Here is a 16,718-nt window from a genome sequence, read left to right as displayed (position 1 = left end):
GGAGTATGCGGTGATAGCGGTAGTCAGGTTAATTTTATTGGTGCTGTTTTTTCTTATCAGTACTGTGGCGGGCTTACTGATTTGTCTGGTGCGGCCATTTCACCCGAATAATGTGTATATCTTTTCGCATTGGTACGGTTGGGTATCGCGTATTTTCGGCCTCAGCGTGGAAGTGCGTCGTCATGCCGATATCGACCCGGCCACCCCCTATGTTTATATTGCCAACCATCAGAATAACCTCGATTTATTTACCATCAGTAACGGTGTGCAGCCGCGTACCGTCACCATTGGTAAGAAAAGCCTGAAGTACATTCCGTTCTTTGGCCAGCTGTATTGGCTCAGCGGTAATATTTTAATCGACCGGCAGAATAAAAGCCGCGCGCTGGGCACTATGCTGGGTGCGGCCGAGCGGATCAGTAAGCACAATATTTCGGTTTGGATGTTTCCCGAAGGTACCCGCAGCTACGGCCGTGGCCTGTTACCGTTTAAAACCGGCGCCTTTCATATAGCGCTGGAAGCAAAAGTAGCGCTGGTGCCGGTCTGTATGAGCAGCACCCATGACAAGTTCAGGCTAAACCGTTGGAATAACGGCAAGGTGATTATTGAGCTGATGGCGCCGGTAGAACTGCCGAAAGAGCAGTTGAATATCCGTGAGTTTGCACAAAACATGCACGCTCAGATGCAGACAAAAATCGCTGAACTTGATAGCGAACTGAGCAACGACTACACTGCCGGTAATATTGCAGCTAAAGAGTAATTTTATGGAAAACTGGCAGGAATTTACCGAAGACACCATCGCCGCCTTGTTAGAAGATGGCAGCGATCCGGATGCGCTTTACACCATCGAACATCACTTCTACGACAAAGACTTTGCCAAGCTGGAAAAGCTGGCAGTTGAGCTGTTTAAGCTGGGTTACGAAGTCACCGACGCTGAAGAAGTAGAGTTTGAAGACGGTGGCAATGCCTGGGTATTCGATGCCATTCGTGAGCAACCGCTGGATGCCGACAGCATAGTGGCCGACGCAATCAAATTAGAAGAGCTGGCGCACAAGCATAAAGTAGAGTACGACGGCTGGGGCACCTATTTTGAAAGCGACGAAGATGAAGTAGAGCTGGATGACGACGAAGAATAATGCTTACTGAACACAAAAAAGCCGCTCTATAGCGGCTTTTTTGTGTTTTGGTTCCGGCGGCCGGTTAACTTAGTAAGGCGCGGTATTTTTAATCAGTTCCGGCTGGTTAAAGATACTGCGGCTGATGGCAGTCAGATGTTGTTCCGGTTGTTCAAAGTTCACCAGCTCGTATGCCAGTTCCGGGTTATCCAGCTCGCATTGCAGTTGTTGCAGCAGAATATCGATACTCTTGTGGGTTAAGGCCTGATCCGCGCTGATATACCACAGCGCCAGCGCTTCGCCGTCGGTTTTCAGGTAAACCTCCTGGCGAAAGTGGTTTTTAAACCAGGCGCGTGTTATCACACTTTTCGGCGCAAACTGAAAGCGGCCCTGCTCATCGGTAAGCGCTTCGTCGACATAGTGTGTCTCGCCGTGTGTTAAAGCGCGCACTACACAGGCACCCTGATAGGGCGCACCGCCGCGGGTAACCCGGCCTTTAACTTCGGGTGACAGCAGATGCTCACGCTTTTTATCCAGCAGCAGTAAGCCGGCAAAATATGCCGCCAGGGTGGCAAACGGCAAGGCAAAAATCCAGTAGCCGTCGGCACCGGCGCCACTGCGGTAATTACCGATCCCCAGCACAATAGCCAGAATACCTGAACCCGGCAGCCAGGCCCAGGCGCTAACCACATAGTAATTCAGCAACTTGCCATATTGTTGTAAGCCAAAGGCGGTAACAAAGCCGATGGCTAATACCACATAAGACAGAAAGAAAGTGCCGATGCAGGCGAAGATAGTCCAACCCAAAGTCATACCGGTTCCTTTAAGCAACGCATTGCTTCGATTAAACAGGTAGGCCTGAGTTTGCATTAATTTAAACTAAATGTAAAACAAATGATTTTATTTGTGGTTAAAAAAGGGCCGCGTGGCAGCGGCCGCTTTAGCTTTGCGATACTGTCTGGCCATCCTGCAGCCGCTCAGCACCGCGGGTTACCACATTCTCACCGGGTTGTAAGCCTTCATCAATGGTTACCCATTCGCCGTTACCATCGCTGACTTTCACCGCTTTGCGATGGGCAACGTTATTCTCGTCTACGGTAACCACATAGGTGCCGTCGCTGCGCAGCAGCAGAGCATCACGGTGCACGGTAACCGCCGCTTTAGCATCGCGGGTTGCTACTTTTACGTTCACCAGTTCACCGGCCAGCCAATCGCCGGAGGTGTTACCCAATTTTAGTCGCAGTTCGGCGCGCTGGCTTTGCGCATCTGCCGCCGGGATCAGCGCGCTAACGGCAGCGCTGCCTTGCTGCTGCGCACTGCTGATGCTAAGCGTATCACCGGGCCGGACAAAGCGCAGGTAATGCAGCGGCACATAGGCCCGTACTTCCAGCTGATAAATATCCTGCAAGCGTAGCAGCGCTGTGCTGCGTGACACATCGCCGCCGGCTTCGCGCAGCCTTTGGGCAACCACACCGGCAAAAGGCGCTCTTACTTCTGTGCGGCTGAGCTGATCATTCAGCTGAGCAATGCGCGCCGCCATAATATCGGCATCGGCTTGTGCCAGCTGCGCATCCGAGCGGGCTTTATCCAGCTGTAACAGCGAGATGCTCTGGCTTTGCTGCAAATCCTGCAACCTGTTGTACTCACGTTCAAAGTAGCCGGCCTGCAATTTGGCCCGTGTATGCTGGGCATCCAGCTCGGCTTTTTGCAATTGCAGCGGCAACGGGTCCAGTTGTGCCAGTAAATCGCCGGCTTTTACCAGGGTGCCGGCCTCCGCCACCCAGCTCAGGCGGCCGTCTATGCCGGCGGTCAGTTCTGTGTTGTTCAGGCTGTACACCGTGCCGGCCACGTCTATGGTGGGTACCTCATAGGATAAGCGGCTTTGGCTAAGTTGCACTGAGGTAACCGGTGCGGTTTGCGCCGATGCCAGGCCAGAGCAAAACCAACTGAGGATAAGTAAAGTATTACGCATTATGCGCTCCTTGGGCTGAAACGGGGGTAACGACGCGGCGTAGCGCTGCCGGGCGCTGCATTTGTAACACGGCCGGCAGCAAAATCAGCGTGAAAATGGCGCTGACCGCCATGCCACCAACGATAACGGTTGCCAGACCGCGGTATATTTCGGCGCCAACGCCCGGGATCAGCATTAACGGCAGCATGCCGAATAAGCTGGTCAGGGTGCTCATATACACCGGGCGGGCACGCAGTAATATGGCCTGCTGCACCGCATCGTGCCGGCTTAAACCTGCGCGCTCGCCGCTGCGGGTTTGGTCTACTAATAAAATGGCGTTGTTTACCACCAGACCAAGCAGAATAATAAAACCAATCATCGTCAACAGGTCGAGTGACTGCACCGCAAACAAATTCACCAGCGCCAGAGCAGCGACACCACCGGCAATCGCCAGCGGCATGACCAACAGCACCAGCAGAGCGTCACGCAAGGATTTGAACAGGGCTGTCATTAATAACAACAGGATCAGCAGTGCCATGGCAAAATTCAGCAGCATTTCATCGATGGCTGAATTCATTTGGCTGGCATTACCGCTCAGCAGCAGGCTGGCACCTTGCGGCAGGGCCTGTTGCATTGGCGGCAGCACATGCTGCTGCAGAATATCCATGCTTTCATCCAGCGACATTCCCTCCGGTGGCCGTACTATTAAGCTGATAGTACGCTTACCGCCAATACGGCGCAGCTGTGATGGCCCCACAGTCTGGCGCACATAAACCAGATCAGACAGCGTTTGGTTACCGGCCCGCGGCGTAACCACAGGCATAGCGGCCAGCTGCTCCGGTGTTTGCCAGGCTTGGGCGCGCAAAATTACATTCATGCGATCATTGCCGTCAAAATACTCCGACACAAACAAGCCGCTGGTAAAGGCCTGCACATAGCCGGCAATGTCGGCGCGGTTCAGTCCGGCCTGGCTGATAGCTCTGTCGTTGGGCAGCAATTGCAACTCCGGTTCGGCCATATCCAGTGCCGGTACCGGTTGGGCACTGCCGCCCGGCAAGTGTTGCTGTACGGCATTAACGCCAATGCGGGCGGCTTTTATCAGCTCGGCCAGCTCAGGCCCCTGCAGGTTCAGTTCAATATTGCGGCCATCGCCGCCACCGGAGACGTTAATCATCGAACCGCGAAACAAAAACACCTGCGTATCGGGGATGCCGGCAAACACTTCATTGCGTACCAGCTCCATTAATTGCTCAACCTGAGTCGGGTCGGCGGCGTAAATAAAGCCGCCGCTGGCATTAGGGCCGTAGGAGTAAAAATTGTAACTTTTAATGCCCGGCGTTTTGCCGCCGCTGTAATAAGGTTGCAGCCGCTCTACTACGCGGTTAGCCAGCTCCTGCTCGATAAACTCGATATTGCCGCCTGGCGGCAAACTGAAATTGAAGAAAAAGCCGTCTATCGGTGCCCGTGGCATAAAGTCGGTGCGCGGCAGCAATAGCAGTGTCAGCGCCACAGAGCCGGCCAGCAAGCCGGCGACCCAGCTCAGCCGTTTACTGCTGCTGTTGGTCAGGCGCAGTATCAGCTGGCTCAGGCGTTGCCAGTAAACGGCAAAAGGGTCTGCTTGCTGCTGTGCCGGCAGCCAGTAGCGACTGGCCAGCGGCACTACGGTAATGGCAGCAACAAAACTGCTGCACACCGCGACGGATAAGGTCAGCGCCAAATCGGAAAACAACTGACCTTCAATACCGGCCATAAACAAGATGGGTAAAAAGATCGCCACTGTAGTGGCGGTAGAGGCCAGCAGGGCGCCGCTAACCTGTGCTGCGCCACGCAGCGCGGCTTTTTTATCATCCATACCGCCGCTTTTTAAACGCAGGATATTTTCCTGCACTATGATGGCGGCATCCAGCACCAAACCCACCGCAAACGCCAGCCCGGCCAGTGAAATAACGTTAAGGCTGCGGCCCAGCAGTTGTAGCGCCAGCAGGGCAATAGCCAGTGACAGCGGAATCGTTAGTGCAATAATGGCGGTAGCGCGCCAGCCGCGCATAAATAACCACAGCAGCGCCAGTGCCAGCAGTACGCCAAGGCCTAAATTGCTTTTCACCAGCGCCAGCGCATTGCGGATATGTACAGAGGCATCGAAGCTTAAATCCATCATCAGGCCGGCTTCCAGCAATGCGCCCTCGTTCAGCTCTTTAATGGCCAGGTTAATGTCGTCGAGCAGGGCAACGGTATTGGCGTCGTTATTGCGCGCCACCGTAATATAATAAGCGTGGGCGCCGTTACGCAGCGTAAAGCCGGTACGATCACTAAAGCCGGTCTCTGCGGTGGCAACATCGCGCAGGTATATCGGCCTTTCGCCGCTGTAAGCCAGGATCATATCGCCCAGCGATTGCGGGGTAAACTGGCCGGCAAAACGCACGGTATACTGGCGCCGGCCAACATCGGCAAAGCCGCCGGAGGTATCCGTGGCCGCGCGGATTTGCGTGGCTATGTTGTTAATACTCAAGCCCAGCGCTGCGGCCCGCTGCGGATCAAAGCTGATGCGCAGCTCACGCGGGCGCTGGCTGTTTAAATTAACCTGACCTACGCCCTGAATGCGGCTTAAACGCGGATACACCACATCTTCTATCAGCTGTTGGTACTGCGCGACATCGCGGATGTTATTTCCGGGCAATGGCCGGATCAGTAGCGAAGCGGCATTAGGTGCGTTCTGGCCACCGCCGGCTACTACTGTGGGTTCGAAGGCATCCAGTGGTAAGGGGGGAGCCTGGTTCAGGTTATTAATCACATCCAGCGTAGCCTGCTGCATATCAGCGCCGACATCGAAGGTTAGCGTAATGGAGCCAAAACCGCGTTGAATGTTGGTTTCTACCTTCACCACACCACGGGTATTTTTAATGGCGTTTTCTATCGGCTCAATAATTACCGCTTCCACTTCCTGCGGCGCTGCCGAGCGCCAGCCGGTAAATACCGATATTTGCGGTTGTTCAATATCCGGTGTGATCTGGATCGGTAATTTCAACAGGCTAATCACACCAAACAGTAAAATCAGAATGGCGATAACAATAATACTGGCCGGGCTTTTCAGTGCCGCGCGGGTAAGGTTCATGCTGCGTGATTCCATGCACTTATGTGGCCTGAAATCTAAGCGTTGGCAGAATAAAAGCGATAGCGATGGGGTAAACGGAGGCAATTATGCGCCCGGCGGGGGCGTATTAATAAAGCCTTACAAGCTGTAACACCCGGTTACAGCTTGTAAGTAGAGCAGCTTAGTTACCACCACCGAGTTTATTCAGCAGTTTGTCTTTCAGCTTGTCTTTGGCCTGATCTTTTACATCGGCCAGTTTGGCATTCAGCATAGTGTCAATACTGCTGCCGGCATCTGTTACTGCGCCATCTTGCTGTGTCAGCAGTGCCGCCCAGTCTTGTTGGCCGGCCAGACCGCTTTGCAGCTGGCTGTTCAGTTTAGCTTGTAACTCGCTTTGGTAAGCGGCTACTTTTTGTTTGGCTTCACCCAGCAGCGCGTCGCCCAGCAGCTTATCTAACGAGGAGCGGATACTCACCTCCGGGGCACTGATTAAGCCGGTGGTGGCAATATTCAGCGGAATTTGCTGTTGCTGGTTTAGCAGCGAAGCCAGTTGCTGCAGATACTTATTACCGCTGCTGTTAAAGTTTGCCGCGCTTAATACGACATTGGCTTGTTGTTTAATCCGGTTATCGGTCAGGTTTAGTTTGCCACCGGAGCTGATAAGCCCAGCCGCCAGATCCAGCGCGCTGTCACCTTTACCTAAGGTCATCGGCTTAAGGTTTAAGCCATCAAGCTGCCAGTTCAGGTTAGTCACCATTTGCTCTAAAATGGCAAAGTCGCCGCTTAAGTTAAACGCTGCCAGTTGCGGTAGCTGTTTTACATCCAGCGAGAACTTAGTCGCGCTGTTAATCAGCGCATGCTGCGCCGTTATATCCTGCAGCGCTATGGTGGCTTCACCGCCGCCAATCAGCCAGTTAACCCGTGCCTGTTTTACCCAAAAATCGGGGTAGGGCTGGCCCGGCAACGGTAAAATACGGTTGGGCAAGACCACTTCCGGTTCAGTTGGGCTATCCTCGCTGCCTTGCGGCAGGCTGTCCGGTAAATAGGGTTTGGCTAACAGATACAGGCTTTGCAGCTGGGCAATGCGCTGGCCCCATAAATCGCCGAGCAAAATCTGGCTGATGCCGGCTAAACCGCCGTCGCTTAAATTAGCCAGTTGCTGCACTTTGGCGTAATCCGCGCTGCTGGCCGCCTTTAGCTCAGCAACGGCCTGCTGCAGGCTGTTTTTGCTTTGCGTCAGTTGCTGTTTTACCTGTTGCAGTTTGGCTTTTTCGGCGTTTAACTTGTCTTTCAGCTGTTGCAGTTGTTGTGCTTTAGCGGCCAAATCGGCGGCGTCGGCAATTTTGCTGTCGGTTAGGGCTTTTACTTCGGCCTGGTACTGCGCCAGGGTATCTTTGGTCGGCAATTGGTCTTGCAGGCCTTTCAGTTGTTGTTGCTCTGTTGCGGCTAACTGTTTTAATGCTTCGGCTTTGGCCGGGGTTTGCAGGTTAGCCCTGGCAATCAGCTCATCGGCATCGGGTAAATCAACCTGCAGCAGTTTGGCTATATCAACTTTTTCGCCCTCAACGCCGGGTTTACGGTACACGGCACCTTCACTGCTACGCTGTGCACCGTATTGCAGGCCATCTACCGTCAGCTCTTCAATAACATAATAACCCAGCAGGGCCGGCCACAACTCCAGCGCGGCGCGGGCGTGGCCAAAGCTTAGACTGTTGTGTGTGGGCTGTGCCGCGTCGGTTATTTGCAGGTTGTTCACCCGCAGCGCCAGCGGCGCCAGCTCAAGCGATACCTTGCTGATATTCACCTCAGCACCGACGGCTTTTTCCAGGCTATACACCATACCAATACGAATGGCCGGGCCGGCAAGCAGATACACCAGCGCCAGCAAGGCGGCGAAGAACACAATAAAGACTAACCAACCGGATTTACGGATCATTTTGTGCTCCTTAATTTAATTTTTCGTACAATGCAAACAGCTTGCTGGCTTTGAGCATCTGCATAATCTTCCATTTTTGCACGCTGTTCATCACCCGTACCCGGTATTGCATTACCAGGGTTTTGCTTAGCCAGGCAATGGGTAGCAGCAGTACTGCGCCCAGCACAAAGGCGCCTAATGTCAGGGTGTGGTGTAAATGCAGCAGCTGCAGCGTTTCGGTGTTGGCTAACAGTTGCAACAAGTTGTCGTGTTGCGCGTACTGCCAGGTCAGGCGCTCCAGCGGGTCGGCAAACAGTAACATCAGGCCGGAAGTCAGGCCCCATACCACGATAAAGGTCGACAAATTAATGGTCAGCAGGCAGACAATTAAGATGATAAGTAAGGTAAGCAGGCCAAACGGCAATATGCCGGCAAACAGGCCCAGTGCAATGGCCCAGCCAATTTGCCAGGGTGAGGCTTCAGAGTTAAGTACTTTCAGAATTTTAGCCACTAAGGTAAGCATAAAGGCTCCGGTAAACAGGCTGTATAAAGTTGTTGTATAAGGTTGTTATATAAGGTTGCTATATAAGGTAACAGTGTAGCGGCATTTTGTCAGGGATAAAAAAGTGACAAAGTGTTGAAACTGCGCCGCTTTGTTTGTTGAGGATAAGATAAAGGCGCTGTAATAAGCGCCTTTATCCGTATTGTTGTCTGCAGCGTTATTTACGCCAAGGCGAGAAAGCCAAAAAACGCCAGTACCGCTGCCATAAAGGCATAGGGGAACTGGGTTAACGCATGGCTCATCAGGTTACAGCCTGAGCCCTGGGCGGCCAGTACGGTAGAGTCGCTGTAGAAACAAGCCTGGCTACCAAAAGAGCTGGCCGATAACAGCGCACCTATTACCAGCGGAATATTGGCTTCTACCGCAAACGCCAGTGGCATCACAATCGGAATAGACACAGCAAAAATACCCCAGGACGAGCCGGTAGCAAAGGCCAGGATCGCCATCGAGAAGAACACCAAGGCCGGCAGCAGTTGCGCGCTCATATAGGGCGCGAGGTTCTCAATAACATATTGCGGCAAACCCAGCTGGTCGCAGACATCTTTAAAGGTAAAGGCGGCGATCACGGTACAAATAGCCGGTAACATGGTTTTAAAACCATGCATCATCAGCTCCATCATCTCGGTAAAGGGCATTAACCGCTGCACCATATACATTGGAATGGTGATGATAAATGTCAGGATCAGCGCCGGCCATATTTCGGCATCAAACCAGATGGTAAAAGCAATCAGCATCAGCATTGGCAATAAGAAGTTATACAGTTTACCTGTATTCTTATCTGAGGCATCAAACTCTTCTTCAAAGGCCTCTACGGCAAAGTCATCACTGGTATGAGTATGTGAAGAGGCTATTTCCTCCGGTGCATCGCTGATAAAACTGGATTGCTGTGCCGCCAGCTCAGCTTTTTTCATTGGCCCTATTAACGGCATAATGCCAAAAATAACCAAGGGTACCAGGATAAGTGCCAGCCAGGCATATAACATATAGGGGATGGCAGAGATATAAGTTTTGATACCATTGGGGTCGTCTACCGGTGCTATGCCATTGGCCACCAACAAGCCGCCAAAGAACACTGCCCAGGTTGAAATGGGTACCAGCACACACATCGGCGCGGCAGTGGAGTCGACAACATAAGCCAGCATTTCACGCGACACTTTAAATTTGTCGGTGATGCGCTTCATGGTTTCGCCAACGGTAAGGGCATTCAGATAATCATCGATAAAGATAATCAGCCCCAGCAGATAGGTCATAAACAATGACGGTTTGCGCCCGCTGGCATAGCGCTGTGCCATACGGCCGAAAGCAAAGGCGCCGCCGGTGTGCACCAACAGCGCAATTAAAGCGCCAAAGCCGCCACAAACCAGAATCAGCCAGCCGATGGTTTCATCCTGCATTACGCGAACCGAGGTCTCCCCCAGATTAAACAGCGCCTCATTTGGGCTGCCTAATAACAATAAGCCGGCGGCGGCACCCAAAATAAGTGCCAGTATTGGCCGTTTTAGCCAGATAGCAAACGCCAGAACAACAAGAGGTGGAATTAAACTCAGCGCCGTTGGGCTGACAGCGGCCGCTTCGGCCGCCGCTGCAACAGGTTCGGCGAGACTCTCAACCAGGGTATCTGCTGACATCATTTATTATTCTCAAAGTTAACTCCGGCACGCCGGATAAAAGTTAAGTGAACCGTTGCAGCAGATAACCCAACTCAACGGAGCGGTTCCTTGCATTTATTCAGCTGTGCTGCGCGCAAAAAACACCGGCGCTAAACCCCAGACTTTACTGCATAAATACGCAGTGCAAGCGTATAGTCAGCCAGTTGCCGAAATACCGCGCAATCATAGCAAAAATTTTGTTTTCTACAACTGAGATCTTTTGCCGGCCCTTGGCCGGTAATGCTTTGCTCAAGCTTGCGGCAATAAAAAAACCGGACACTAAGGCCCGGTTTTTTCGGCAACAGCGCTATTACAGCGCCGCGATTTCGGCTTGCTGCGCGTGCAGCTTAACCACGGCCTGCTCCAGCTCAGCTTGCTTGGCGCGCTCTTTCTCCAGTACTGCTTCCGGCGCTTTGGCAACAAAGCCTTGATTGCTTAGCTTGCCGGCGACACGGGCCAGTTCCTGTTGGGTTTTCTCCAACTGCTTGGCAATGCGGCTCAGCTCAGCGTCTTTATCAATTAAACCGGCCATTGGAATAAGTAAATCCATGCTGCCGATTAACTGCGTGGCGCAGGTTGGCGCCGGCGTATCAGCAGACAGTACAGTGATTTGCTCCAGCTTGGCCAGGTTCATCAAAAAGCTCTCGTTTTCGCTTAAACGGCGCTGCTCTTCGCTGTTTACATTGCGCAGCAATATACTCAGCGGCTTACCCGGGGCAATATTCATCTCGCCGCGCACGTTACGAATGGCGGTGATCACCGCTTTTAACCACTCCAGATCAGCAGTGGCGGTGGCATCAACCAGGCTGTCATCCACTTGCGGGTAAGCTTGCAGCATAATGCTGTCGGCGCTGATGTTAGCCAGCGGTTTTACCGACTGCCAAATGGTCTCGGTAATAAACGGCATGATTGGGTGCATTAAGCGCAGCAGGCTTTCCAGCACCGTAACCAGCGTATGGCGCGTTGCGCGTTGCTGTGCTTCATTGCCTTTAAACAGCACCGGCTTGGTCAGCTCTAAATACCAGTCACAGAACTGGTTCCAGGTAAATTCGTACAAGGCGGTGGCGGCTAAATCAAAGCGGTAGGTATCAAAGTACTGCCGCACTTGCTTAACCGTTTGCTGGTACTGCGCCAATATCCACTTATCGGCCAGCGATAACTGCATATCGCCGCCGTTAAAGCCGCAATCCTGCTCTTCGGTGTTCATCAGCACATAGCGGCTGGCGTTCCACAGTTTATTGCAGAAATTACGGTAGCCCTCTAAGCGCTTCATATCCCAGTTAATATCACGGCCGGTAGATGCCAGCGCCGCTAAGGTAAAACGCAGCGCGTCGGTACCGCTGGCACTGATGCCGTCAGGGAATTGCTTGCGGGTGCGCTCGGCAATTTTCTCGGCATCTTTGGGCTGCATCATATTACTGGTGCGTTTGGCCAGTAACTCGTCCAGCGTAATGCCGTCGATCATATCCAGCGGGTCAACCACGTTGCCCTTGGATTTTGACATCTTGTCGCCGTTTTCATCGCGGATCAGCCCGGTAACATAGACCGTTTTAAACGGTACCTGCGGCTTGCCGTCTTTATCTTTAATAAAGTGCATGGTCATCATGATCATTCTGGCAACCCAGAAGAAAATAATGTCAAAACCGGTAACCAATACATTGGTAGGGTGGAAGGTGCGCAGCGCTTCGGTATCGTCCGGCCAGCCCAGGGTAGAGAAGGTCCACAGCGCCGAGCTGAACCAGGTGTCTAATACGTCATCATCCTGCTTTAGCGTAACGCTGTCGGCTAACTGATGTTTAGCGCGCACTTCAGCTTCATTGCGGCCGACATAGACTTTACCGTTTTGGTCGTACCAGGCCGGAATACGGTGGCCCCACCATAGCTGGCGCGAGATACACCAGTCCTGAATGTCGCGCATCCAGCTGTAATACATGTTTTCGTATTGCTTGGGTACAAATTCAATCTGGCCGCTTTCTACCGCTTCAGTCGCGGTTTTCGCCAGTGGCGCAACCCGCACATACCACTGATCGGTTAACAACGGTTCAATCACCACGCCGCTACGGTCGCCGTACGGCAGGGTGTTATTATGATCTTCTACCTTTTCCAGCAAGCCGGCGGCATCAAAGGCAGCAACTATAGCTTTGCGCGCGGCATAGCGGTCCAGCCCCTGATACTGCGCAGGAATAACACCCACCAGCGCCGGGTTTAACTCGCCATTGCAGTGGAAGCCTTCACCTTCGCTGCGGATAGTCGCATCCGGTGTCATTACGTTAATCATCGGCAGCTGGTGGCGCTTGCCCACTTCATAGTCGTTAAAATCGTGCGCCGGAGTAATTTTGACGCAGCCGGTGCCTTTTTCCATATCGGCATGCTCATCGGCAACGATAGGAATGCGGCGGTTTACCAATGGCAATTCGATGGCTTTGCCAATCAGTGCCTGATAACGCTCATCTTCCGGGTTTACCGCTACGCCGGTATCACCGAGCATGGTTTCCGGCCTGGTGGTGGCTACAACCAGGTAGTTTTTGCCATCGGCCGTTACGGCGCCGTCGGCCAGCGGATAGCGCAAGTGCCACATCTGGCCTTTTTGCTCTTTGTTTTCTACTTCCAGATCAGAGATGGCGGTGTGCAGTTTCGGGTCCCAGTTTACCAGGCGTTTGCCACGGTAAATCAGCTCGTCGTCATACAAGCGCACGAATACTTCCTGCACTGCATTGGATAAGCCTTCATCCATGGTGAAGCGCTCACGCTGCCAGTCTACCGAGTTACCCAAGCGGCGCATTTGCGAGGTAATAGTGCCGCCGGACTCTTCCTTCCACTGCCAGACTTTTTCAATAAACGCATCGCGGCCCAGTTGATGGCGGCCAGGTAAGCCTTCTGCCGCCAGTTTACGCTCTACTACCATTTGGGTGGCAATACCGGCATGGTCGGTACCTACCTGCCACAGGGTGTTTTTACCCTGCATACGCTGGTAGCGGGTAAGGGCGTCCATAATGGTTTGCTGAAAGGCATGGCCCATATGCAGGCTGCCGGTAACATTTGGCGGCGGGATCATAATGCAGTAGTTGCCGTTGCTCTGATCGCCGTGTGGCGCAAAGTAGCCTTTGGCTTGCCATGCGTTATACATCGCCTGTTCTATTTCACTGGGGTTAAACGTTTTTTCCATGATAGTACCTGTGCTCAGCCGGCGTTAACGGTTTGCGGGTTAACGCCCAACTGACGATATTGCTTAAAACGGTCCCGCGCCTGCACTTTTAGATGCTCGGCGGCGGGAACAAATTCGATGATTTGGCTAAAGCGGTTGGCAAAAGCCGGGATCTCAGTGGCTAAATTAATCAGCACCTGGCGGTTTTGCCGTGGCGCCTGCCAGCTTATTTCTACCGGTGCGCCGTATTTCGGGCCTTCACCGCTTAAGTTATGCGGTACAAAGCGTTCGGCATCAAACTGCCATAGCAGTTCGTCAAACGCTTCGGCCTGTTGTTGGTCGGCAGTATAAACGAAAACCCGCTGCTTGGCGCGGTACAAGTCGGCGCACAGCCGGCATGCTAAAGCAAAATGAGCTGGCGTGCTGCTCAGCTCATTTTGTCTCGCTTGATCTTCTGCCGGCGTGTCGCTTAGCAGATAAAAGCTGACTTGCATTAATGATCCTGCTGTTGGCCAACCCGGTTAATTAAAAACTGGGTTAACAACGACACCGGCCGGCCGGTGCTGCCTTTATCTTTGCCGCCACTGCGCCAGGCGGTACCGGCAATATCCAGGTGCGCCCAGTTATATTTGCGGGTAAAACGCGATAAAAAGCAGGCGGCAGTAATAGTACCGGCGGCGCGGCCACCTAAGTTACTGAAGTCGGCAAAGGGGCTTTCCAGCTGATCCTGGTAATCATCCCACAGCGGCAGGCGCCAGGCGCGATCACCACTTTGCTCGGACGCATTTAAAATCTCATGCGCCAACGGGTTATGGTTACTCAGCAAACCGGTAGCATGTTTACCCAGCGCGATAACGCAGGCACCGGTTAAGGTGGCCACATCTATTACCAGCTCGGGGTCAAAGCGCTCAACATAGGTTAACGCATCGCACAACACTAAGCGGCCTTCAGCATCGGTGTTTAATACTTCCACCGTCTGGCCGGACATAGTAGTTAAAATATCACCCGGCCGGTAGGCGTTAGCATCCGGCATGTTCTCCGCTGCCGCCAATACGGCCACAATGTTCACCGGCAGGTTAAGCTGCACTACGGCATGCATGGTACCCAGCACAGAGGCGGCGCCACACATATCGTATTTCATCTCGTCCATGCCATCGCCGGGTTTTAAGCTGATGCCGCCGGAGTCGAAGGTTAAGCCTTTACCTACCAGCACTACCGGCGCGCTGTCGTTACCGGCACCGTTGTACTTAATAACCGCCATGCGCGGGCCGTTAACCGAGCCGCGGCCTACCGCCAGGTAAGAGTTCATGCCGTGTGCGGCCAGCTCTTCCGGGCCTAATACATCAACACTGATTTTGGCTGAGCTTTCAGCCAGCAGCAGCGCCTGGTCGGCCAGATACTGCGGCGTACAGATATTCGGCGGCATATTGCCGACGTCTTTACATTGTTTAATGCCGGCCGCAATGGCCAGGCCCTGTTCTACCGCTTTTTCGCCAATGGTCAGGTCGCGCCGTGTCGGCACATTAAACACAATTTTGCGCAGCGGGCGGCGGGTTTCATCTTTTTTGCTTTTTAAGCGGTCAAATACGTACAGGCAGTCCTGGGTGGTTTCCACCGCATGGCGCACTTTCCAGTAGGTATCGCGGCCTTTTACATGCAATTCCGATAAAAAGCATACCGCTTCCATTGAACCGGTTTCGTTTAGCGTGCTGATCGTCTTGGCAATAATCTGCCGGTACTGGCGCTCGTCCAGCTCACGCTCTTTACCACAACCAACCAATAATACGCGTTCGCTTAAAACGTTAGGTACATGATGCAACAACAGCATTTGGCCGGGTTTGCCTTCCAAATCGCCGCGGCGCAGCAGGTTGCTGATGTACCCTTCACTGATTTTATCCAGTTGTTCTGCTACAGCGGAAAGACGACGCGGTTCGTACACGCCGACAACAATGCATGCACTGCGTTGTTTTTCCGGACTTCCGCTTTTTACGCTGAACTCCATGCTAACTCCTGATTCTAAGAGATTGTGCTAACATAAGCCGACACATTAATGGCCAAATTCTACCGTGAATTCATAAAAAAGCTCGGTTTTCTACGCCGTTTGGTCGATAATAATTGCTATAAATATCAAGTTTACTGAAAAATCGCCAGGGTTCCAGTAAAAAGGCAGGTTTTTAGGGGGCGCGTTGATTATTTTTCGTTACCTGTTGGGTGAGGTGTTTAAGTCTCAGTTAGCGGTTTTTATCATTCTGATGACCATTATCATTAGCCAGCGCTTTGTTAAAATTCTGGCCGATGCCTCTGAGGGAGAAATCCCGGGACAGTTGGTAATGACCATAGTGGCGCTGAAGCTGCCACAGCTGGCGGTAATTATTCTGCCGCTCAGTGCCTTTATCGGCATTTTGGTAGCCTATGGCCGCGTGTATGCCGACAGCGAGATGACCGTATTGCACGCCACCGGCGTAAGCGAGTGGTATGTTACGCGGCTAACCTTGATGCTATCGCTGTTAATGGCCGTGCTGGCCGGCAGTGTTACGTTGTTTTTAAGCCCCTGGGCTACCGAGCAGGAATACCGCATTCTGGAACGGGCCGACGCCAATGCCGGTTTGTTATCGGTAGTACCCGGCCGGTTTCAGCATACCTCAAATGAAAAAGCGGTGATCTTCGTGCATGACGTTGGCCGTGGCAGTAGCAGCGGCGAATTATCCCGCGTGTTTGTGGCGCAAAGTAATGCCCGCGACGAACCAGGCCATTCTATCGTGTATGCGCAAAGCGGTAATGTAAAAGAAGACGCCAGCGGTGCCCAGGTATTGCAACTGGAGCAGGGCCGGCGGTATGCCGGTGATGCCGTGTCGCCGGCGTTTGAAATTACCGAGTTTGAGCGCTACCAAATTCAGATCCGCGAGCAGGAAGTAGAACAGCGCCGGCGCAAGCTGGGCAGTGTGCCCACCGCTGAGCTGTTAACCATGCAAAGCAGTGAAGCCATTGCCGAGTGGCATTGGCGTATTGCCATACCGCTGTCTATTCCGCTGTTAGCGCTAATCGCTGTGCCGCTAAGCCGGGTTAATCCGCGCCAGGGTAAATTTGGCCGCCTGTTACCGGCGCTGCTGTTGTACCTGGGCTACTATTCGCTGTTAATTATTGCCCGGTCGGCACTGGAAGATGGCAAAATTCCGCCGGCTCTGGGCATGTGGTGGTTGCATGGCAGCGCCTTGCTGCTGGGTACGGCGCTTATTATGAACAGTCGCAGCAGTGCTCAGCGCTTGCGCGCCTGGCTGGCGGGTAGGGGCTGA

12 protein-coding genes are annotated in these 16,718 nt (G+C 53.1%); 3 read left to right on the top strand and 9 right to left on the bottom strand.

The features are described 5' to 3' along the window. Window positions 1-10 precede the first annotated feature (10 nt). Together ACTZWV_RS13865 and rraB are read left to right on the top strand one after the other, a co-directional pair. Window positions 11-757 (top strand): 1-acylglycerol-3-phosphate O-acyltransferase, encoded by a 747-nt coding sequence (locus ACTZWV_RS13865; protein ID WP_444787116.1) that lies wholly within the window; start codon window positions 11-13, stop codon window positions 755-757. A gap of 4 nt (window positions 758-761) precedes the next feature. Beyond that, the gene (rraB, locus tag ACTZWV_RS13860; protein WP_444787115.1) at window positions 762-1,133 is read left to right on the top strand and encodes a ribonuclease E inhibitor RraB; all 372 of its coding nucleotides are present in this window, start codon (window positions 762-764) and stop codon (window positions 1,131-1,133) included. A gap of 69 nt (window positions 1,134-1,202) precedes the next feature. On the opposite strand, the gene ACTZWV_RS13855 is transcribed toward rraB, so the two are convergent. The 9 genes from ACTZWV_RS13855 to pepA all read right to left on the bottom strand — a co-directional run bounded on the left by ACTZWV_RS13855 (window position 1,203) and on the right by pepA (window position 15,427). Continuing rightward, window positions 1,203-1,925, bottom strand: a complete 723-nt coding sequence (locus tag ACTZWV_RS13855) for a DUF6795 domain-containing protein (protein WP_444787114.1) — start codon at window positions 1,923-1,925, stop codon at window positions 1,203-1,205. Between the two features lie 127 nt (window positions 1,926-2,052). After that, complete coding sequence (locus tag ACTZWV_RS13850; protein WP_444787113.1) at window positions 2,053-3,084, bottom strand: efflux RND transporter periplasmic adaptor subunit; 1,032 nt, start codon at window positions 3,082-3,084, stop codon at window positions 2,053-2,055. After that, the gene (locus tag ACTZWV_RS13845; protein ID WP_444787112.1) at window positions 3,077-6,190 is read right to left on the bottom strand and encodes an efflux RND transporter permease subunit; all 3,114 of its coding nucleotides are present in this window, start codon (window positions 6,188-6,190) and stop codon (window positions 3,077-3,079) included. Before ACTZWV_RS13845 ends, ACTZWV_RS13850 begins: the two co-directional genes overlap by 8 nt. Window positions 6,191-6,335: 145 nt before the next feature. Continuing rightward, a complete protein-coding gene (locus ACTZWV_RS13840) occupies window positions 6,336-8,090 on the bottom strand; it encodes a TIGR03545 family protein (protein ID WP_444787111.1) in 1,755 nt (584 codons plus the stop codon). 10 nt (window positions 8,091-8,100) lie between these two features. Beyond that, on the bottom strand, window positions 8,101-8,592 hold the full coding sequence (locus ACTZWV_RS13835) for a TIGR03546 family protein (protein WP_444787110.1): 492 nt from the start codon (window positions 8,590-8,592) through the stop codon (window positions 8,101-8,103). 200 nt (window positions 8,593-8,792) lie between these two features. After that, window positions 8,793-10,262, bottom strand: coding sequence for a Na+/H+ antiporter NhaC family protein (locus ACTZWV_RS13830; RefSeq protein ID WP_444787109.1), 1,470 nt, complete (start codon window positions 10,260-10,262; stop codon window positions 8,793-8,795). Window positions 10,263-10,590: 328 nt separating this feature from the next. Further along, window positions 10,591-13,446 (bottom strand): valine--tRNA ligase, encoded by a 2,856-nt coding sequence (locus ACTZWV_RS13825; RefSeq protein WP_444787108.1) that lies wholly within the window; start codon window positions 13,444-13,446, stop codon window positions 10,591-10,593. A gap of 14 nt (window positions 13,447-13,460) precedes the next feature. Beyond that, window positions 13,461-13,919 carry a DNA polymerase III subunit chi gene (locus ACTZWV_RS13820; RefSeq protein WP_444787107.1) on the bottom strand — a complete coding sequence of 153 codons (459 nt, stop codon included), beginning with the start codon at window positions 13,917-13,919 and terminating at the stop codon, window positions 13,461-13,463. Next, entirely contained in the window at window positions 13,919-15,427 is a 1,509-nt protein-coding gene (gene pepA, locus ACTZWV_RS13815) for a leucyl aminopeptidase (protein WP_444787106.1), read from the bottom strand. The genes ACTZWV_RS13820 and pepA overlap by 1 nt, the downstream gene beginning before the upstream one ends. 184 nt (window positions 15,428-15,611) lie before the next feature. On the opposite strand from pepA, the gene lptF reads away from it, so the two are divergent. Then, on the top strand, window positions 15,612-16,718 hold the full coding sequence (gene lptF, locus ACTZWV_RS13810; protein ID WP_444787105.1) for an LPS export ABC transporter permease LptF: 1,107 nt from the start codon (window positions 15,612-15,614) through the stop codon (window positions 16,716-16,718).

Origin of the sequence: Rheinheimera sp. NSM, from assembly GCF_052380015.1 — a bacterium.
In the GTDB taxonomy this organism is placed as follows: domain Bacteria; phylum Pseudomonadota; class Gammaproteobacteria; order Enterobacterales; family Alteromonadaceae; genus Alishewanella.
The sequence above is the reverse complement of the archived record's forward strand: the minus strand, read 5'-3'. Positions and strand labels throughout refer to the sequence as shown.